Origin of the sequence: Ruegeria lacuscaerulensis, assembly GCF_013034685.1 — a bacterium.
GTDB classification, from domain to species: domain Bacteria; phylum Pseudomonadota; class Alphaproteobacteria; order Rhodobacterales; family Rhodobacteraceae; genus Ruegeria; species Ruegeria lacuscaerulensis_B.
In genome coordinates this window covers 217,394-234,930 of sequence record NZ_WQGO01000003.1, presented here as the reverse complement: position 1 = coordinate 234,930, position 17,537 = coordinate 217,394, and the positions used below count along the sequence as shown (strand labels likewise).

Genomic DNA, 17,537 nt, shown 5'->3' with positions numbered 1-17,537 from the left:
GAGCGCGAAAATGGAAACTAATACAGAAACAACCGGGGCATCCCGCTTGAAAATGGCCGCCATCATATTGACTCTGATGGCTCTGACTGCGGTGTCCGGCTGGGGAATCTATGCAGTACCAACGCCGGTCGTAGATCGGATGCTGGAAGCAGACCTGCGCAAAGAAGCAACGCAACTGGGCAAACAGGTCACCTCGCATCTTGAGGACGTAGAAGCCACGTTCCAGACGGGATCTATCGGAATTCATGACCAGGAGTTTCTCGAGCTGTTGCCGGCGACTTCGGACATCTACCGATTTAAACTGTTCAATGCGGATGGCGGCGTGTTTTGGTCGACCCGGTCTGCGGATGTGGGGACCTTGAATTCCAAACCCTATTTCCAATCCGTTATCCGGCAGGGAAATATTTACTACAAACACGAAGAAAAACCTCTGACCGAAGTCGACGACTATGAAGGAACGGCCATTCACGCCTCTGGTCCTGAAACCCGTCATGTGGCCGAAATCTATACGCCAATCATCCGCGACGGTGAGTTTCTTGGCGCGATCGAATTCTATTCCGACATCACCGATGTTCGAAATCTGTTCATTGATCGCGTTCGCTTGTCGCTTTTCATTCTAAGTGCTGTTGCGCTTCTGGCCTTCAGTATCGTGACGCTGGTTGTCTATCGCAGCAACCGCCGACAGATGCGTAGCTTGCGCGGGCGTGCGGTGAAAGAGCGCCAATTGATGGATGAACAACTCCGCCTGGCCCGCGAAGTTCGGTTACTGGGCGAATTGAACGAGTGGCTACAATCCAGCCAGTCTCTGGATGAGCTTTTCGACATGGTTTCACGGTTTATGACGCATATCCTGCCCGAAGCCGAGGGGAGCGTATATGTTTATTCGAACTCCCGCGATGTGCTGGATGGCTGCGCCAGTTGGAACGGGGCCGAGCATAAGGCGCATATTCATCCCGAGGGCTGTTGGGGTCTGCGGCGCGGCCGCACCTATGAGTTCGGCGCGTCCGAAATTGATTTCGTCTGCGAGCACGCCGAACCGCATGATGGTCGCCCGTATTTCTGCTTTCCAATCCTCGCACATGGCGAAACCGTCGGATTGCTGCACTTGCGAGCGTTGGAGGGGCGTAAAGATTGCTTCCATTCCAGCAAGAAATTGGCTCAACTTTGCGCCGAACAGATCAGTATGGCGATTGCCAACGTGCGGATGCGTGATCAACTGCATGACCAATCTGTCCGCGACCCGCTGACCGGGCTTTTCAATCGCAGACACATGACAGAGACTTTGCGCAAATCCATCAACCGCAGCCAACAGACCGGTGCCCCGCTGAGCTTGATTGCAGTGGATGTGGACCATTTCAAGAAGTTTAACGACATCCATGGGCATGATGCGGGTGACATGGTTTTGCGGGCGGTTGGCTCGGCGCTGGAGCAAGGATGCGACCGGGACGAGGTCGCCTGCCGGATCGGAGGAGAGGAATTCATGTTGATCCTGCCGGACAATCGCCCAGAGGATGCGGCAACCCGCGCAGAACACTTGCGTCAGGCGGTCGAGGCGGTCACGGTACGCTACGGTGAAAAGGCGTTGCCGCGCATCACGATTTCGGTTGGCGTGGCCCACTATCCGGCCCATGGGGCAATGCCGCAGGATCTGATGCGCGCGGCGGACGACGCCCTATACGCGGCCAAGGATAAAGGGCGCAATCAGGTGCAGGTGGCCGGCGATGCGCAGAACGCACCAGAAGCTCTTCGTCCCGTGAAAACCGCTTTGGGCAAAGCAAAACCTTAAAATCCTTGCCGAATCGCCCGTTTGGTCAGATCAAACGGCATGGATTTACACAGCCTCTACCCCGGCATAGCCGACCTGAAACGCCGTGCGCAGCGTCGTATCCCTCATTTCGTATGGGAATATCTGGACAGTGGCACGGGAGTCGAAGCGACCCTGCGCAGGAATCGTGTCGGATTAGATCGCCTGGGGTTCGCACCTTCGATCCTGCACGGCCCAATCGAATGCGACACACAGGTGGAATTTCTGGGTCGCACCTATCCTATGCCTGTTGGCGTCGCGCCTATCGGGATGGCGGGATTGATCTGGCCGGACGCCGAGGGGCTGCTGGCCCGTGCAGCCGCAGCAGCCAGACTGCCCTTCACGCTGTCGAATGTCGCCGCCCAAAGCCCCGAGGATGTCGCCCCGCATCTGGGCAATGACGCGTGGTTTCAACTGTATCCGCCAAAAGACCCGGATATCCGGCGCGACCTGTTGGACCGAGTTCGGCAAGCCGGGTTCTCAACCCTGGTACTGACCGCAGATGTTCCGGTTGCGTCCAGACGCGAACGGCAGACACGCTCCGGGCTGACCAATCCGCCGAAGCTTACGCCAAAGCTACTGGCTCAGATCGCGCAACGTCCGGCTTGGGCCATGGCCATGGCACGCAGCGGGCCTCCGCGTATGCGGACTTTGGACAAATATACCGACAACTCAAGCAACCTGCCTCCGACGGCGCATGTGGGTTACCTGCTCAGAACTTCGCCGGACATGGAATATGTGCACTGGCTGCGTGATGCGTGGGACGGGCCGCTGATCGTCAAGGGCGTGATGCGCCCCGAAGATGCCGAGCCGTTGAAGCAAGCGGGGGTGGACGCGTTGTGGGTCTCGAATCACGGGGGGCGGCAATTTGATGGCGCGCCAGCCGGAATAGTCGTGCTGCCCACCATCCGCGCGGCAACCGACCTGCCGCTAATCTTCGACAGCGGCGTTGAAGGCGGCCTCGATATCTTGCGTGCGCGCGCCTCCGGAGCGGATTTTGTCATGTTGGGACGGGGCTTTATGTATGCCCTGGCCGCGCTGGGTGCTGCGGGACCAGCGCATGTCATCGACATATTGCGACAGGATCTGAAGGCCAATATGGGACAACTAGGAGCCCGAACGCTGGAAGATATCCCACCAATTTTAACGCTGGATTGATGCTGCGTCGCAGCATGTGTATGAAGAAAGCGCCATAAAAGGGCGTTTGCGAGCGTTAACATGCCGGTTCTACCCAGAACGACTGATATACGCGCACGTATTGTCCGCCTATCAACACGGCCAAACCACAAAGACCGGGACCGACAATGACCGACTTCAAAAAGATCCTGATTGCCAACAGGGGCGAGATTGCCATTCGCGTGATGCGCGCAGCCAACGAGATGGGTAAACGCACCGTTGCCGTCTTTGCAGAAGAAGACAAGCTGGGCTTGCATCGTTTCAAAGCGGATGAGGCATATCGCATCGGCGAAGGGATGGGCCCGGTTGCTGCTTACCTCAGCATTGACGAGATCATCCGCGTTGCCAAGGAATGCGGTGCAGACGCGATCCACCCCGGCTATGGGCTGCTGTCCGAAAATCCGGACTTCGTGGATGCCTGCGTGCAGAACGGCATCACTTTCATCGGCCCCAAGGCCGAAACCATGCGCGCCCTTGGTGACAAAGCGAGTGCCCGCAAGGTTGCCATCGCTGCTGACGTGCCGGTTATCCCCGCCACGGAAGTTCTGGGCGACGATATGGCCGCGATCAAAGCCGAAGCCGCCGAGATCGGGTACCCGTTGATGCTGAAAGCCAGCTGGGGCGGCGGCGGACGCGGGATGCGCCCCATCAACTCGGAAGACGAGTTGGAAGAAAAGGTTCTGGAAGGCCGCCGCGAAGCCGAAGCTGCCTTTGGCAATGGCGAGGGGTATCTGGAAAAGATGATCACCCGCGCCCGCCACGTCGAAGTTCAGATACTGGGCGACAAGCATGGCGAGATTTATCACCTATACGAACGTGACTGTTCAGTTCAGCGCCGCAACCAGAAGGTCGTGGAACGCGCCCCTGCCCCGTATCTGAGTGAAGAACAACGTGCGGAAATCTGCGAGCTGGGTCGCCGCATCTGCGCTCATGTAAACTATGAATGCGCGGGCACGGTTGAATTCCTGATGGATATGAATACCGGCAAGTTCTACTTCATCGAGGTGAACCCGCGCGTACAGGTCGAACACACTGTCACCGAAGAAGTCACCGGCATCGACATCGTCCAGGCTCAGATCCTGATCGCAGAGGGCAAGACACTGGCCGAAGCCACCGGCAAAGCCAACCAAGATGAGGTACAACTGAACGGTCACGCCCTGCAAACGCGCGTAACGACCGAAGATCCGCTGAACAACTTTATCCCGGATTATGGCCGCATCACTGCCTATCGCTCGGCCACTGGTATGGGCATCCGGTTGGATGGCGGCACGGCCTATGCGGGCGGGGTGATCACGCGGTATTATGACTCGCTGCTGACCAAGGTTACTGCCTGGGCGCCAACGCCCGAGAAAGCAATTGCGCGGATGGACCGCGCGCTGCGCGAATTCCGGGTGCGCGGTGTTTCGACCAATATTGCGTTTGTCGAGAATCTGCTGAAACACCCGACCTTCCTGTCGAATGAATACACCACCAAATTCATCGACGAAACACCAGACCTGTTCACCTTCAAGAAACGCCGTGACCGGGGCACCAAGGTTCTGACCTATATCGCGGATATCACCGTGAACGGGCATCCCGAAACCAAAGACCGCCCAATGCCGCGCGCCGATCTGAAAGACGCGCGCCCACCTGCGTTGAAGGGTGAGCCCAAGATGGGCACCCGCAACCTGCTGGAACAGAAAGGTCCGCAGGCTGTTGCCGACTGGATGAAAGCGCAGCGCCAGCTGCTGATCACCGACACCACCATGCGTGACGGGCATCAGTCGCTGTTGGCCACCCGGATGCGCTCGATCGATATGATCAAAGTGGCCCCGACCTATGCCGCGAACCTGCCGCAGTTGTTCTCGGTCGAATGCTGGGGCGGTGCGACCTTTGATGTAGCCTACCGCTTCTTGCAGGAATGCCCGTGGCAGCGCCTGCGCGACCTGCGCGAAGCGATGCCGAACCTGATGACCCAGATGCTGCTGCGCGGCGCGAACGGTGTTGGCTACACCAACTACCCCGACAACGTGGTGCAGGAATTCGTCCGTCAGGCGTCGCAGAATATCGACGTGTTCCGCGTGTTCGACTCGCTGAATTGGGTCGAGAACATGCGCGTGGCGATGGATGCAGTCGTTGAGAACGGCAAGATCTGTGAGGGCACCGTTTGTTATACCGGTGATATTCTAGACCCGGATCGCTCGAAGTATGACCTGAAATACTATGTCGGCATGGCGAAAGAGCTGCGCGATGCAGGTGCTCATATCCTTGGCCTGAAAGATATGGCGGGTCTGCTGAAACCGGCCTCGGCCAAAATCCTGATCCGCGCGCTGAAAGAAGAGGTCGGTCTGCCGATCCACTTCCACACGCACGACACTGCTGGCATCGCAAGCGCCACCATTCTGGCCGCGTCCGAGGCGGGCGTGGACGCGGTGGATTGCGCGATGGACAGTTTCTCGGGCAACACCTCGCAAGCGACGCTGGGTACCGTGGTCGAGGCGCTGCGCCATACCGAGCGTGATACCGGTCTGGACATCAAAGCCATCCGCGAAATCAGCGATTACTTTGAGGCGGTGCGCGGCCAATACGCCGCCTTCGAATCCAGCCTGCAGGCCCCAGCCTCCGAGGTCTACCTGCACGAAATGCCCGGCGGTCAGTTCACCAACCTCAAAGCGCAGGCGCGCAGCTTGGGGCTGGAGGAACGCTGGCACGAGGTCGCCCAAATGTATGCCGACGTGAACCAGATGTTCGGCGATATCGTCAAGGTGACGCCCTCGTCCAAGGTGGTTGGCGACATGGCGCTGATGATGGTCAGCCAGGGCCTGACCCGCGATGATGTGGAAAGCCCGTCAACGGATGTGGCCTTCCCCGACTCGGTCGTGGACATGATGCGCGGCAACCTGGGCCAGCCTCCGGGCGGGTTCCCGGACACGATCATCAAGAAGGTGCTAAAGGACGAATCGCCCAACACCCAGCGCCCCGGTAAGGACGTGCCTGCGGTCGATCTGGAAGCCACCCGTGCAGATCTGTCCAAGCAGTTGGATGGCAAAGAGGTCGATGACGAGGACCTGAACGGCTACCTGATGTATCCCAAGGTCTTCCTGGATTACATGGGCCGCCACCGCACATATGGTCCAGTCCGTACTCTGCCTACCCGCACCTTCTTCTATGGCATGAATCCGGGTGAAGAAATCACAGCCGAGATCGACCCCGGAAAGACGCTGGAAATCCGGTGTCAGGCCATTGGCGAGACAGATGAGAACGGCGAGGTCAAAGTCTTCTTCGAACTCAACGGGCAACCCCGCGTCATCCGCGTGCCAAACCGATTGGTAACCGCGTCCACACAGGCTCGTCCCAAGGCCGAAGCGGGCAACCCAAACCACGTGGGCGCTCCGATGCCCGGTGTTGTGGCCACTGTCAGCGTCACTTCAGGTCAGGAGGTAAAAGAAGGCGATCTACTGCTCACCATCGAAGCGATGAAGATGGAAACCGGCATCCATGCCGAACGCGACGCTGTGGTGAAGGCCGTCCATGTCCAGCCAGGCGGTCAGATTGACGCTAAGGACCTACTGGTCGAACTGGAATGAACGACCTAGTTTAGCTTCAAACTGGAGGGCCGCCCGGAAATCCGGACGGCCCTTTTCATGTGTCAGGGAGAAAAACATGCTGTCCATCACACCTATCTACGCCGCCGTCCTGGCGCTCATCTACATCGCTCTCAGCGGTTGGGTCATCACTAAACGCCGTGGCCACAAGATCTCTTACGGTGATTCCGGCAATAGCGAGATGCTCAAGGCGATCCGAACCCATTCCAACTTCGTCGAATACACTCCGTTCGCGCTGCTGCTGATCGCCATGGTCGAGCTTCAGGGCGCAAGCGGCCTGCTCGTCAATCTGCTGGGGCTGAGTTTGCTGGCCGGGCGCGTCCTGCATGCCTATGGGTTCGGCAAATCCCCGCAAATCGTTATCTTTCGACAGCTTGGTATGGTGCTGACATTCACGGTTCTTCTGGTCGCCGCTCTCGCGAACCTTGTTCTGGCGCTTTAGCCGCTGTCGCTGGGATCATCCCATCAGAACGCGTGTTTCAATCTTCGGAGCTTTCATAAGCTCCGGTTCCGCCTCGCCCAACCGGTCACCGTCCTGCACGCAAAATGCAGATGTCAAAACAATCAATGCGGCTAACAACGCCATTTTCATGTCTGCTATACGCGTCATATCCTCTGCTCCATCCTGTTGGTTTTGCAACGCTCTATGACTTGAACACGTCAGACCGGCATTTCCGTCGAAACATTTTTCCTTTTTTTTTATTTTTCCGCTTGCAGCCCCGCGTGGGAATTTATACATCCCTCCTCACTCAACGGCGCGGGCGTAGCTCAGGGGTAGAGCATAACCTTGCCAAGGTTAGGGTCGGGCGTTCGAATCGCCTCGCCCGCTCCATTGAGAGGTCTCCGGACCAAAACATATGTATCTGATGCGGGCGTAGCTCAGGGGTAGAGCATAACCTTGCCAAGGTTAGGGTCGGGCGTTCGAATCGCCTCGCCCGCTCCAGATACAGCATTTTTTCAAACTTTACTGGTGTCTTGCGGGATGTTGCGTCATTCTGAGGTCGTTAACGATTGCAGGATGTTATTATGTCCAACTACACCATCCGCCCTCTGACCGAGGCGGAAGTCAAACAAGCCGTGGACTGGGCTGGCCGCGAAGGCTGGAACCCCGGGGTCCACGATGCCGAGTGTTTCAGGCCCACAGACCCCGACGGATTTATGGGCGGGTTTCTGGATGGGGAGATGGTCGCTTCGGTCTCAGCCGTGAATTACGACGATGCGTTTTCCTTTCTGGGGTTCTACATTGTCCGACCGGAATATCGCAGCCATGGTCACGGGCTTGAAATCGCAGGCCACGCGCTGGCCCATTGCGAAGGCCGCAATATGGGGCTGGATGGAGTGGTCGAACAGCAGGACAACTATCGCAAATCCGGCTTCACATTTGCCTACAACAACTACCGCTTCGGCGCGCGGGTTCGGGATGTGCTGCCCAAGCTGGGGCAAGTTCTGGGCAATGGTGTAGCCTCGCTGTCAACCGCCAGCGACGCTCTCAAAGCCTATGACCGCCAACTGTTTCCAGCGGCGCGCGACAACTTCCTGCAAAGCTGGCTGGGGGCCACCAGCCATATCTCTCGGGTTTATACCGAGAGTGGCCAGATCAGGGGCTATGCCACCCTGCGCCCCTGCAAGACGGGCTACAAGGTTGGCCCGCTATTTGCCGACGACGCCGCAATAGCGCAGGCGCTGCTGGCAAGCCTCTTGGCGGCCATTCCCGTGGATCATCGCGATCACGATGTCTTTGTCGACATGCCGCAACCCAATGTGGCAGCATTCGCCATGGCCGATCAACTGGGATTGGACAAAGTGTTCGAAACCGCGCGGATGTATTCCGATCACGAACCGGATATCGACCTGAGCCGGATCTTCGGCGTGACAACGTTTGAACTGGGTTAGAACGCCTTGAACGTCATTGTGGTCAGTGATCGTTCGATGCCGGGAATCACCAGCAGATTTTCGTTGATGAAATGGCCCACATCCTCTGCCTCGGGGATGTAAAGCTTCAGCAACAGATCGTATTCGCCGCTGGTCGAGTACAGCTCGGAGTGGATTTCGCGCAGAGCGATCTCTTCGGCCACTTTGTAAGTGGTGCCGGGTTTGCAGCGGATCTGGATGAAAACGCAGGTGGACATGGGCCGGACCTTGTTGGTTTGAGTTGCTCGCAAGCTTGCACGGGGCGGGCCGGGGTGCAATCCCCTGCAACAGATTGCGGCGAATGCTGCATGCGCTCTGGATATGGCCGCCCTACCCCGTCTATAAGCGCGCCTGTAGCAAAAGGAATTCGCCCATGCGCAGCGCAAAGATCAGCCGTCAGACCGCCGAGACCGAGATCACCGTCGAGGTCAATCTGGATGGCACCGGCACCTATGACAATCAGACCGGTGTGGGGTTCTTCGATCACATGCTGGATCAGCTGGCGCGTCACTCGCTGATCGACATGACCATCCGTGCCAAGGGTGACTATCACATCGACGACCACCACACGGTCGAGGATACCGGCATCGCGCTGGGTCAGGCGCTGACGCAAGCACTGGGCGACAAGAAGGGCATCCGTCGGTACGGCGAATGCCATCTGCCTATGGATGACGCACAGGTGCGTTGCGCGCTGGATCTATCGGGCCGTCCGTTCCTGATCTGGAACGTGGACCTGCCGACAGCCAAGATCGGCACGTTCGACACCGAGTTGGTGCGCGAATTCTTTCAGGCGCTCAGCACCCATGGCGGCGTCACGCTGCATATTGACCAGCTGCACGGTTTCAACAGCCACCACATCGCCGAGGCCGCCTTCAAGGCCGTCGCCCGCGCCCTCCGCCTGGCGGTCGAGACCGACCCGCGTAAGGCGGATGCGATTCCGTCCACGAAAGGCGCGCTGTAAATGCTGACAGCGATCATCGACTACGAAAGCGGCAACCTGCACTCGGCCGAAAAGGCGTTTCAGCGCATGGCGCGGGAATTGGATGCGGGTGAGGTTGTTGTGACCTCGGATGCAGATGTCGTAGCGCGCGCCGACAGGTTAGTCTTGCCCGGTGACGGAGCCTTTCCTGCCTGTGCGGCCGAACTGCGTGGGCACAAGGGTATCCACGACGCTATGGTTGAAGCGGTGGAGCAAAAAGGTCGCCCGTTTCTGGGCATTTGCGTCGGGATGCAGCTGATGGCGTCAACGGGCCACGAATACACTGACACCGACGGACTGGGCTGGGTTGCGGGCGATGTTGTGCGGATTGAACCGTCAGACAGCGCGCTGAAAGTGCCGCACATGGGCTGGAACGATCTGGTGCTGGAAAGCGATCACCCGGTGTTTGACGGAGTGGAATCCGGCGATCACACCTATTTCGTCCATTCCTACCACTTCCGGGTCACCGACCCGGCGCAGCGTCTGGCTTATGTGGACTATGGGCAGGAGGTCACGGCCGTGATTGGCCGTGACACAATGGTTGGAATGCAGTTCCACCCTGAAAAAAGTCAGGATGTGGGGCTGCGCATGATCGGAAACTTCCTAGCCTGGGCCCCATAAGGGCTTACTGAACGCGCGACCAGGTCTGGCCGCGGCAGATCAGACCACCCGCGACACAGCCTTTGACGGTCAACGAGTTGCCGCTCAGCGCCATTTTCGAGTTATACGTCTTGTCGCGGTCCGGTGCCCAGATCTTACCGTTGTCATAGGCTCCGCCACCTTCGGGAATCATGTCCCAGATCATCTGTTTGCCGTCATGCTCGTAGTTCAATACCTGGTTGCCTGACGCATCAAAAGCGCTATCGATGGTGCCGCAGATTGCGCTGCCGCACTCGGCAATCGACACGTGCAGATATTCGCCGTCATCACCGGGCTCAGTTTTCCAGATGCCATCTACAGGATCGGCGGACGCGACGGTTGCCAGTGCCGTCAGGGCTGCTGCCGCAAGGATCGTGTGTTTCATAGAAATCTCCCTTTTACCCCCATAGTCTGTCCCGAATATCGGTCTGTGAGCAACTATGACCCCGCGTCGCGTTGCATCCCCTACCTGCCTTGTGCGATATCCCGCCACAACGACAGTGAAAGAAGGCCCGATATGATCCTTTACCCCGCCATCGACCTCAAAGACGGCCAGGCCGTGCGCCTGTTGCGCGGTGAAATGGACAAGGCAACAGTGTTCAATGACGACCCCGCGGCGCAGGCTAAAGCCTTTGTCGATGCCGGGTGCGAATGGCTGCATCTGGTTGATCTGAACGGTGCTTTTGCCGGTGAGCCGGTCAATGCTGCTCCGGTCGAGGCGATTCTGGCCGCCTGTAAAGTTCCTGCGCAGCTGGGCGGTGGGATTCGTGACCTGAAAACGATCGAAACCTGGATCAGCAAGGGGCTCGCTCGCGTGATTCTGGGCACCGTGGCGGTCGAAAACCCCGATCTGGTCCGCGAAGCGGCGCGCGAATTCCCCGGCAAGGTCGCCGTGGGAATCGACGCACGCAACGGCATGGTCGCCACCAAAGGCTGGGCCGAGGAAACAGACGTGCAGGTCACAGACCTTGCCCGCAGTTTTGAAGACGCAGGCGTCGCGGCCATCATCTATACCGATATCAACCGCGACGGCGCGATGCAGGGCCCGAATATTGAGGCCACCGCCGCCCTCGCCCGCGCCGTATCGATCCCGGTGATCGCTTCGGGTGGTGTCAGTTCGTTGGACGATCTGATCGCCCTGCGCGATTGCGGCGTAGAGCTGAATGGCGCCATCTCGGGCCGTGCACTCTATGATGGCGCGATTGACCTGAACGAGGCCATTCGCGCTCTAAAGTGACTTACTGTGCGGCAGCGGCGGTCAGCTTGGCCAGCGCGCCGCGCATCTTTTCGACGACGGGCGCGTTAGAGACGCCATTCAAATCGTCCAAGGTCTCTTTCGGGTCCTCATAGGCCAGCCAGACCTGCCCCTCGGCGTCCTCATAAGCCTGAACCTTCAGCGGCAGGAACAGCCCGGCGCGCGGATCGATCTGCATGGCGGGCGTGCCCAGCGCAGGGTTGCCGAAGATCAGCACCTGATTGGCTGGAATTGGCGTGCCCACCTTCTCGGCCCCTGCGGCGTGGTCAACGCGGGCAAAGACCGTTGCGCCTGCATTGCCAACGGCAGCCTCGAGCGCGTCCAGCGCCTCGGTCACGGATTTGTCTGTTTCAACTTTGATGATGTCGTCTGCCATGGCGGACAGTGCCCCTCCGAATGTGAGTATTGAAGCCAGAATAAGATGTCGCATCTCGATAATCCTTTTCATGAATTTCATCCTTAATTTCCACGGCTTCGCGGCAGATCACAATCACAAGTCTGGCATCGGCGGGGCTTTGCCGTTACAGGTGCGCCAACAAAGGACATCGCCATGCTGAAAACCCGCATCATTCCCTGTCTGGACGTCGCTGATGGCCGCGTAGTCAAAGGCGTAAACTTCGTGGGTCTGCGCGATGCCGGCGATCCGGTGGAATCGGCCAAGGCCTATGATGAGGCTGGCGCGGATGAGATCTGTTTTCTGGACATCCACGCCACCCATGAAAACCGAGGCACCATGTTCGATGTAGTGCAGCGCACCGCAGAACAGTGTTTTGTCCCCCTGACCGTGGGCGGCGGCGTGCGCACCAAGGATGACGTTCGAGCCTTGCTGCTGGCGGGGGCGGACAAGGTCAGCTTCAACTCGGCCGCCGTGGCCAACCCCGCTGTCATCGCCGAAGCAGCGGACCAGTTCGGCAGCCAGTGCATTGTCTGCGCCATCGACGCAAAAACCGTCAGCCCCGGCAAGTGGGAGATTTTCACGCATGGCGGTCGCAAGCCCACTGGTATTGACGCTGTCGAGTTTGCCAAAACCGTTGTCGCCAAGGGCGCGGGTGAGATTCTGCTAACTTCGATGGACCGCGACGGCACCAAGGCGGGGTTCAACCTGCCCCTGACCCGCGCGATTTCCGATGCGGTGGACGTGCCGGTGATCGCCTCGGGCGGGGTCGGCAATCTGGACCATCTTGTCGAAGGCGTGACCGAAGGCGGGGCCAGCGCCGTCCTGGCAGCCTCGATCTTCCATTTCGGCGAATACACCATCCGCGAGGCCAAGGAACACATGGCCGCCGCAGGCATCCCGATGAGGCTGACATGAGCATCCTGCACGATCTGGCCGCCACGATTGAGGCCCGCAAAGACGCTGACCCTGACAGCAGCTGGACCGCCAAGCTGTTGACGAAGGGCCCCGAGAAATGCGCCGAGAAGTTCGGAGAAGAGGCCATCGAGGCGATCATCGAAGCCACCAAAGGCGACGTGGAAAAGTTGACGTCAGAGGCAGCGGACGTGCTGTATCACTTGCTTGTCATGCTGGCGGCCCGCGACGTGGCGCTGGACGATGTGCTGGCTGAACTGGCTCGCCGTCAGGGCATCAGTGGCATCGCAGAAAAAGCTGCGCGCCCGAAGGGGTGACGCCTGCCCCGTTGCGGCTTTAAGATGGCCGGTATGACCCGTAGATTGACGCGCCCACCGATGATCAGATCCTTGCTGTGCGTTCTGACCCTTGCGGTACTGGGCGCTTGCGCGTCGGCTCCGCCTCCATCGGCCGATGATGTCCAACGCCTGGCCGCGGAAATACGCGGGCTCGGCCCCGGTGTGGACCCTGACGAGGCCAACCGTGCGGCGCAGATCGCCTATGCCTACACCGCGCAGTTGGCGCAGGAATATGAAATCACCGATCCTCCGTTGATCCACAATGCCAAGGTCAACAAGGGCCTGAAGCCACGCGGGCTGTGCTGGCACTGGGCCGAAGACATTGAACGCCGTCTGGATCAGGAACAGTTCCAAACACTTGAGATACACCGCGCCATTGCGAATGCCGACAACCCGTTCCGGATCGACCACAGCACGTCGATTATCAGCCGCAAGGGCGAGACGATGTATGACGGCGTGATTCTGGACCCCTGGCGGTATGGTGGCGTCCTGTTCTGGTCCCCCCTGCCCGAGGACACCCGATATGACTGGGTCCCGCGCGAGACCGTTCTGGAAAAACGACGTGCCGAAGAATACGGCGCGCTGCTGCCCTACGCAGGAGAATAGTTCAAAGCTTGGATGAGATCACTCCGGTGGCAAACCCACCCATACGCAGCTCTCCGAACAGGCGTTGGTATTCGATCTTGGGGCAACGGTTCATCACAACATCAACCCCGCGCGCCTGCGCCTTGGCGGCCGCTTCGGGATGTTCTACGCCGATCTGCATCCAGATCGTGCGCAGGTTCGGGAAGGCGTCCAACGCCGCGTCGACGATCGGGGGAACCGCCTCGGACCGGCGAAAGATATCGACCATATCGACCGGTTCGTCGATTTCAGACAGGGACGCCCGCACCGTATTGCCGAACAAGACTTTGCCCGCATGTCCGGGATTGACCGGAATGACCATGTAGCCTTTCAACGACAGGTAGCGCGCCACGTAGTAGCTGGGGCGCACAGGATTCATCGACACACCAACAACGGCCACTGTCTTGGTACGTTTCAGGATGTCAGTCAGGAAAGCATCGGTATAGTCGGTCATGCGGCCACCTTATGCGCCAAGGACCAAAGAAAAAAGCGCCCAGGTAAAGACCTGGGCGCAAGGTGTTGGAACGAGGGACAGTGAAATGACCCGCGGCAGTTCCGTTCCGCGGTCACTGTGACATTTAAGCATGTCTTGGCTAAAAAAAAGAGGGGGTGCGCATTTTTGTGATGACAGATCACGAAAAGCGGAACTTCGCCTAGTTTTCGTAAAGGACAACGGGCCAATGCGCCTCGGCCATTTCGATGTAACCGGCAGTATCCTGTATCCACATACGCTCAATCTCGCGCGAGTGAGTCAAATAGAGCCGCCCGTCAATCACACGCCACAGCGCTGGGTCTGTACTGACCAGCTCACCCTGTGCCATCGCATAGGCGCAATAGCCGCCGAATTGCGGGGCGTAGGCCCGTGGGTTCATCTCAAAAGCGGCTTGGTTTTCGGCTGTTGCAAAATGCCATTCAGCCCCTTTCCACACGACCGAATACTCTGGCAGACCGCGAACAGGTGCACCATCCCCGAAATAGGACACCACATCATAACCGGCCATAGCTGCACCGTCTGTTTTGTAGAACACGGGCAATTCCTGCGCAAACGCGGCAGGAGCAATCATAGCGGCACAAATTGCACCAAAGAGAAAACGTCGGTTCATCATCATAGCGCGTTCATTAGAAAGTCAGGGTATCAAGATGCAATTCTTTAACGCATCTGAAACCCCAATTAACGCGGATGTGAACGGTCGTGCCCGAATAAACTGAGTTAGTCGAAAATATCCTCTATCACATCCCACGCCTCATCGAACACGCGCGAGAATACGCCCTTTTTCTTCTTTTTGGCTTTCCGTGGCTTTTCGTATCTGCGATCCGGTTTGGGCTCGGACAGTTTACGCTTGGGCACCATTTTCAGGTCGTGCAAGGGGGCGCCGCAGCTTGAGCAACTAAGCTCATGGCGCTGCTTGCCTTTCAGCACCAATGCGGCTCGGGTGCCGCAATAGCAGCAAGTGGCAATTTTCGAAGGGATGGAAATGGCGCGCTCCTGTCTATCTGTGTCTCGATGCATATAGGGCAATCGCCGCCGCATTTGAGACGTTCAGAGACCCAAAACCGCCCGCCGCGTCGATTTTCACCAGATGATCCACGGTTTCCTTGGTCTTTTGCCGCAATCCCGGCCCCTCGGCGCCCAGCACCAATGCGACCGGCTGGTCGAACCGGCCATCCAGTGTCGCCTCAATCGTCTGCTCGGCCTCTCCATCCAGGCCCAGAACCAGAAAACCCATATTCTGCAGCTCGACAATGGTATCGGCCAAGTTGCGCATGCGCAGATAAGGTTGCCGCTCCAGCGCGCCACTGGCCGTTTTGGCCAAAGCGCCGGTTTCCGGGGCCGAATGATGGCGGGTGCCAATCACCGCGCTTGCCCCCAAAACCTCAGCCGAGCGCAGAATCGCCCCCACGTTATGCGGGTCGGTCACACGGTCCAGCAGGATGACACGCGGGTGCTCACGCCCGATACAGTTCTCGGCCAATCCGCCCCAGTCCAGCGGCTTGACCTCAAGCGCCGCGCCCTGATGCACCGAGCCGGGATCGATTGGAGCCGTAAATTTTCGCGGATCGACCATTTCGGCCTCGACCCCTGCAAATTCAATGGCTTCGCTCAACTTGTCACGGGCATTACGGGTTACGATCAGGCGCAGCTTCTGTCGTTTCGGGTTCATCAGGGCATCGCGCACAGCGTGCAGGCCGAACAGCCACACGGTTTCAGAAGCCGCCGCCTTGCGCGCCTGTTCCTTTTCAACGACCCACTTGGGTTTCTTCATTTCTTGGGCCTCCGGGCCGGGAATTCGGTTTCCTGCGCCAAAGCGGTATTTTCCTGTTGACGCTCGTTTAAGGCGCTAGTAATCACGCCTCCACGTCAGGTGCAACGCCTGACAGTGGGCGACAGGCCGCAAGGTGTGGCAGGGGACTGTAACTCCCTCGCGGAGACGCACGCCTGGTTCGATTCCAGGGTCGCCCACCATCTTCCTCAGATGGTGACAAAGCGCAACATGCTGCATTCGGTGCGTCGCGTTTTCTGGCTTTCTCGATCGCCTTTTTGCAAAAAACGCCCTTGGCGGACCAAAGGCGTTTTGTCGACTTACCTGCAAAGGACTTGGCTTAGGCAGCATCAGCCCGCTGAGCGGAAACACGGTTGAACCAGTCGATGATCGCATCCAGATCTGGTGCAATTTCTTCCGCGGCGCCGCCGGTAAAGTCCTGAAATTTCTCTTTGTTCAGGCCATTCACGCCGACCAGAACCGGGATGTCCTGTGCCAGTGCCTCGGCGATGACGGGACGAAAGCCGCGCCCGTCGGCTTCGTGCTTCCCGAATTTGTTGACGATCAGCAACTGCGGCGCATCCTCCAGCGAGGCCGTGACATAGCCCACGGCTTGCTCCAGCGCGGCAGGGTCCAGACGGCAGCCGCGCGACTGCGTTCCCAGCGATTGCGAGATGCGGATAGTCTCACCTTCGGGCAGGACACGCACGTCCATATCGCACTTGGTATTGTCGGCGCATTCGGTGTTGGTTTGCACCACACCCGACAGTCGTGCACCGGATTTCAAGAGCTGTTCTGCGGCCGCGCTTAACAGGCGGTCGGTCGCGCCGCGATCGGTGGTAGTTACATAGGCCAGGTACATTCAGGGACCCTCGTCGTAAAACTGTGACATTCCAGATAGCACGCAAGATGCGGTCCGGCCACTCTTCTGCGCTACGGCAGCGGAGAAAGCCCGATCACAGCTGCGTGCAGGTGAAGCAGAACCGCAAAAGCAGCAAGTGAGGCCAGCCAGACCCAAAGGGGCGGCCAGGGATGCGGGGCGCGCAGGGAAAAGCGCGCGGTGTTACGGGACAGACGGACCCATTCGATGCCCATCTCCCGGGATTTGCGCCGGTCGATCAGAGCCATACCCATCGAGGCAAAACCCCCAAACAGTCCGAACAGGATCACATGCGACAGGCTGCCATTGGCCAGCAGATGCGCCAGCGCCCAAAGCATCAGCGCCGCCAGCACCGGATGGCGCGTGCTGCTCAGGATGCCCGGGTTTTCCGGATCAAACGCGCGCTGACCCAGCCCGCCGAACGAGAACGGGTTCTGGATCGCCATCCCGGAGACGGCCAGCCAGCAAACCACCGGCATGACCAGCAAAGGCACCCAGCGGAAAAGCGCCCAAGGCGGGATTACCTCGACATACGGCGCCCGGGCGGCAGCGATAATCAACCAGCCCAAAACCAGAAGTGACAGCACGGAATAAGCCGCGAAGTACCCCTTGCGCCCCAGCGCCGTGATCAAATGCCCGCGTACGGCGGGACGCGCCGGGATGGCATGTGTCAGCAGAAAGGTGATCAGCGCTGCAAGGAAAAGAACCCAACCGGTCATAAGATGCTCCGAACCTGTTGCGTCCGGTTTAGCCCCGTTGGATGGGGCCGTCTTTGTC

Annotated in this window: 21 protein-coding genes and 3 tRNA genes; 14 read left to right on the top strand and 10 right to left on the bottom strand. The window is 58.8% G+C overall.

Annotated features, from left to right (window positions below; translation table 11 throughout):
- Positions 1-10 precede the first annotated feature (10 nt).
- The 4 genes from GOV80_RS08855 to GOV80_RS08840 all read left to right on the top strand — a co-directional run bounded on the left by GOV80_RS08855 (position 11) and on the right by GOV80_RS08840 (position 7,006).
- The gene (locus GOV80_RS08855) at positions 11-1,786 is read left to right on the top strand and encodes a sensor domain-containing diguanylate cyclase (protein WP_170784096.1); all 1,776 of its coding nucleotides are present in this window, start codon (positions 11-13) and stop codon (positions 1,784-1,786) included.
- A 39-nt stretch (positions 1,787-1,825) separates the two neighbouring features.
- On the top strand, positions 1,826-2,962 hold the full coding sequence (locus tag GOV80_RS08850) for an alpha-hydroxy acid oxidase (protein ID WP_170784094.1): 1,137 nt from the start codon (positions 1,826-1,828) through the stop codon (positions 2,960-2,962).
- A 146-nt stretch (positions 2,963-3,108) separates the two neighbouring features.
- A complete protein-coding gene (locus tag GOV80_RS08845; RefSeq protein ID WP_170784092.1) occupies positions 3,109-6,546 on the top strand; it encodes a pyruvate carboxylase in 3,438 nt (1,145 codons plus the stop codon).
- A 76-nt stretch (positions 6,547-6,622) separates the two neighbouring features.
- Positions 6,623-7,006, top strand: coding sequence for an MAPEG family protein (locus GOV80_RS08840; protein WP_170784090.1), 384 nt, complete (start codon positions 6,623-6,625; stop codon positions 7,004-7,006).
- Between the two features lie 15 nt (positions 7,007-7,021).
- On the opposite strand, the gene GOV80_RS08835 is transcribed toward GOV80_RS08840, so the two are convergent.
- Entirely contained in the window at positions 7,022-7,303 is a 282-nt protein-coding gene (locus GOV80_RS08835) for a hypothetical protein (RefSeq protein ID WP_170784088.1), read from the bottom strand.
- A gap of 18 nt (positions 7,304-7,321) precedes the next feature.
- On the opposite strand from GOV80_RS08835, the gene GOV80_RS08830 reads away from it, so the two are divergent.
- The 3 genes from GOV80_RS08830 to GOV80_RS08820 all read left to right on the top strand — a co-directional run bounded on the left by GOV80_RS08830 (position 7,322) and on the right by GOV80_RS08820 (position 8,457).
- Positions 7,322-7,396, top strand: a tRNA-Gly gene (locus tag GOV80_RS08830).
- 36 nt (positions 7,397-7,432) lie between these two features.
- Positions 7,433-7,507 (top strand) — tRNA-Gly (locus tag GOV80_RS08825).
- Positions 7,508-7,590: 83 nt separating this feature from the next.
- Positions 7,591-8,457 carry a GNAT family N-acetyltransferase gene (locus GOV80_RS08820; protein ID WP_170784086.1) on the top strand — a complete coding sequence of 289 codons (867 nt, stop codon included), beginning with the start codon at positions 7,591-7,593 and terminating at the stop codon, positions 8,455-8,457.
- Here GOV80_RS08820 and GOV80_RS08815 read toward each other — a convergent pair.
- Positions 8,454-8,693: an Lrp/AsnC family transcriptional regulator gene (locus GOV80_RS08815; protein WP_170769191.1), complete on the bottom strand. Its 240-nt coding sequence runs from the start codon at positions 8,691-8,693 to the stop codon at positions 8,454-8,456. The two genes, GOV80_RS08820 and GOV80_RS08815, sit on opposite strands and share 4 nt — an antisense overlap.
- A 155-nt stretch (positions 8,694-8,848) precedes the next feature.
- On the opposite strand from GOV80_RS08815, the gene hisB reads away from it, so the two are divergent.
- Positions 8,849-9,436, top strand: a complete 588-nt coding sequence (hisB, locus tag GOV80_RS08810) for an imidazoleglycerol-phosphate dehydratase HisB (RefSeq protein ID WP_170769190.1) — start codon at positions 8,849-8,851, stop codon at positions 9,434-9,436.
- Positions 9,437-10,075: an imidazole glycerol phosphate synthase subunit HisH gene (gene hisH / locus GOV80_RS08805; RefSeq protein WP_170784084.1), complete on the top strand. Its 639-nt coding sequence runs from the start codon at positions 9,437-9,439 to the stop codon at positions 10,073-10,075.
- Positions 10,076-10,079: 4 nt separating this feature from the next.
- On the opposite strand, the gene GOV80_RS08800 is transcribed toward hisH, so the two are convergent.
- Entirely contained in the window at positions 10,080-10,478 is a 399-nt protein-coding gene (locus GOV80_RS08800; protein WP_170784082.1) for a DUF2147 domain-containing protein, read from the bottom strand.
- Positions 10,479-10,610: 132 nt separating this feature from the next.
- On the opposite strand from GOV80_RS08800, the gene hisA reads away from it, so the two are divergent.
- Positions 10,611-11,330, top strand: coding sequence for a 1-(5-phosphoribosyl)-5-[(5-phosphoribosylamino)methylideneamino]imidazole-4-carboxamide isomerase (hisA, locus tag GOV80_RS08795; RefSeq protein WP_170784080.1), 720 nt, complete (start codon positions 10,611-10,613; stop codon positions 11,328-11,330).
- A gap of 1 nt (position 11,331) precedes the next feature.
- On the opposite strand, the gene GOV80_RS08790 is transcribed toward hisA, so the two are convergent.
- Entirely contained in the window at positions 11,332-11,724 is a 393-nt protein-coding gene (locus GOV80_RS08790; RefSeq protein ID WP_170769827.1) for a DUF302 domain-containing protein, read from the bottom strand.
- Positions 11,725-11,898: 174 nt separating this feature from the next.
- Here GOV80_RS08790 and hisF point away from each other — a divergent pair, with 174 nt between their 5' ends.
- From hisF to GOV80_RS08775, 3 genes are read left to right on the top strand one after another with little or no spacing between them, the layout of a single operon-like run.
- Complete coding sequence (gene hisF, locus GOV80_RS08785) at positions 11,899-12,660, top strand: imidazole glycerol phosphate synthase subunit HisF (protein WP_170784078.1); 762 nt, start codon at positions 11,899-11,901, stop codon at positions 12,658-12,660.
- Positions 12,657-12,974 (top strand): phosphoribosyl-ATP diphosphatase, encoded by a 318-nt coding sequence (locus tag GOV80_RS08780; protein WP_170784076.1) that lies wholly within the window; start codon positions 12,657-12,659, stop codon positions 12,972-12,974. The genes hisF and GOV80_RS08780 overlap by 4 nt, the downstream gene beginning before the upstream one ends.
- Before the next feature lie 33 nt (positions 12,975-13,007).
- Complete coding sequence (locus GOV80_RS08775; protein ID WP_419555625.1) at positions 13,008-13,601, top strand: hypothetical protein; 594 nt, start codon at positions 13,008-13,010, stop codon at positions 13,599-13,601.
- A gap of 1 nt (position 13,602) precedes the next feature.
- Here the strand turns inward: GOV80_RS08775 and GOV80_RS08770 are convergent, their stop codons facing one another.
- The 4 genes from GOV80_RS08770 to rlmB form a co-directional block, all read right to left on the bottom strand.
- Positions 13,603-14,073 (bottom strand): CoA-binding protein, encoded by a 471-nt coding sequence (locus GOV80_RS08770; RefSeq protein ID WP_170784074.1) that lies wholly within the window; start codon positions 14,071-14,073, stop codon positions 13,603-13,605.
- Positions 14,074-14,272: 199 nt separating this feature from the next.
- On the bottom strand, positions 14,273-14,647 hold the full coding sequence (locus GOV80_RS08765) for a YHS domain-containing (seleno)protein (protein ID WP_336510143.1): 375 nt from the start codon (positions 14,645-14,647) through the stop codon (positions 14,273-14,275).
- Between the two features lie 182 nt (positions 14,648-14,829).
- A complete protein-coding gene (locus tag GOV80_RS22660) occupies positions 14,830-14,985 on the bottom strand; it encodes a hypothetical protein (protein ID WP_336510142.1) in 156 nt (51 codons plus the stop codon).
- 124 nt (positions 14,986-15,109) lie between these two features.
- On the bottom strand, positions 15,110-15,883 hold the full coding sequence (gene rlmB / locus GOV80_RS08755; protein ID WP_170784069.1) for a 23S rRNA (guanosine(2251)-2'-O)-methyltransferase RlmB: 774 nt from the start codon (positions 15,881-15,883) through the stop codon (positions 15,110-15,112).
- A gap of 116 nt (positions 15,884-15,999) precedes the next feature.
- Here rlmB and GOV80_RS08750 point away from each other — a divergent pair.
- Positions 16,000-16,083, top strand: a tRNA-Tyr gene (locus tag GOV80_RS08750).
- 137 nt (positions 16,084-16,220) lie between these two features.
- Here GOV80_RS08750 and GOV80_RS08745 read toward each other — a convergent pair.
- Together GOV80_RS08745 and GOV80_RS08740 are read right to left on the bottom strand one after the other, a co-directional pair.
- The gene (locus GOV80_RS08745) at positions 16,221-16,742 is read right to left on the bottom strand and encodes a DUF2478 domain-containing protein (protein ID WP_170784067.1); all 522 of its coding nucleotides are present in this window, start codon (positions 16,740-16,742) and stop codon (positions 16,221-16,223) included.
- Positions 16,743-16,813: 71 nt separating this feature from the next.
- Positions 16,814-17,479 carry an NnrU family protein gene (locus GOV80_RS08740; protein WP_170784065.1) on the bottom strand — a complete coding sequence of 222 codons (666 nt, stop codon included), beginning with the start codon at positions 17,477-17,479 and terminating at the stop codon, positions 16,814-16,816.
- Positions 17,480-17,537 lie beyond the last annotated feature (58 nt).

Excerpts from the sequence above, each read along its gene's own strand:
- GOV80_RS08835 (WP_170784088.1), bottom strand. The coding sequence starts at position 7,303 with ATGTATAAATTCCCACGCGGGGCTGCAAGCGGAAAAATAAAAAAAAAG.
- GOV80_RS08840 (WP_170784090.1), top strand. The coding sequence starts at position 6,623 with ATGCTGTCCATCACACCTATCTACGCCGCCGTCCTGGCGCTCATCTAC.
- GOV80_RS08745 (WP_170784067.1), bottom strand. The coding sequence starts at position 16,742 with ATGTACCTGGCCTATGTAACTACCACCGATCGCGGCGCGACCGACCGC.
- GOV80_RS08815 (WP_170769191.1), bottom strand. The coding sequence starts at position 8,693 with ATGTCCACCTGCGTTTTCATCCAGATCCGCTGCAAACCCGGCACCACT.
- GOV80_RS08780 (WP_170784076.1), top strand. The coding sequence starts at position 12,657 with ATGAGCATCCTGCACGATCTGGCCGCCACGATTGAGGCCCGCAAAGAC.
- GOV80_RS08770 (WP_170784074.1), bottom strand. The coding sequence starts at position 14,073 with ATGACCGACTATACCGATGCTTTCCTGACTGACATCCTGAAACGTACC.
- rlmB (WP_170784069.1), bottom strand. The coding sequence starts at position 15,883 with ATGAAGAAACCCAAGTGGGTCGTTGAAAAGGAACAGGCGCGCAAGGCG.
- hisB (WP_170769190.1), top strand. The coding sequence starts at position 8,849 with ATGCGCAGCGCAAAGATCAGCCGTCAGACCGCCGAGACCGAGATCACC.
- GOV80_RS08820 (WP_170784086.1), top strand. The coding sequence starts at position 7,591 with ATGTCCAACTACACCATCCGCCCTCTGACCGAGGCGGAAGTCAAACAA.
- GOV80_RS08855 (WP_170784096.1), top strand. The coding sequence starts at position 11 with ATGGAAACTAATACAGAAACAACCGGGGCATCCCGCTTGAAAATGGCC.
- hisH (WP_170784084.1), top strand. The coding sequence starts at position 9,437 with ATGCTGACAGCGATCATCGACTACGAAAGCGGCAACCTGCACTCGGCC.
- GOV80_RS08775 (WP_419555625.1), top strand. The coding sequence starts at position 13,008 with ATGACCCGTAGATTGACGCGCCCACCGATGATCAGATCCTTGCTGTGC.
- GOV80_RS08845 (WP_170784092.1), top strand. The coding sequence starts at position 3,109 with ATGACCGACTTCAAAAAGATCCTGATTGCCAACAGGGGCGAGATTGCC.
- GOV80_RS08850 (WP_170784094.1), top strand. The coding sequence starts at position 1,826 with ATGGATTTACACAGCCTCTACCCCGGCATAGCCGACCTGAAACGCCGT.
- GOV80_RS08790 (WP_170769827.1), bottom strand. The coding sequence starts at position 11,724 with ATGGCAGACGACATCATCAAAGTTGAAACAGACAAATCCGTGACCGAG.
- hisA (WP_170784080.1), top strand. The coding sequence starts at position 10,611 with ATGATCCTTTACCCCGCCATCGACCTCAAAGACGGCCAGGCCGTGCGC.
- GOV80_RS08800 (WP_170784082.1), bottom strand. The coding sequence starts at position 10,478 with ATGAAACACACGATCCTTGCGGCAGCAGCCCTGACGGCACTGGCAACC.
- hisF (WP_170784078.1), top strand. The coding sequence starts at position 11,899 with ATGCTGAAAACCCGCATCATTCCCTGTCTGGACGTCGCTGATGGCCGC.
- GOV80_RS08740 (WP_170784065.1), bottom strand. The coding sequence starts at position 17,479 with ATGACCGGTTGGGTTCTTTTCCTTGCAGCGCTGATCACCTTTCTGCTG.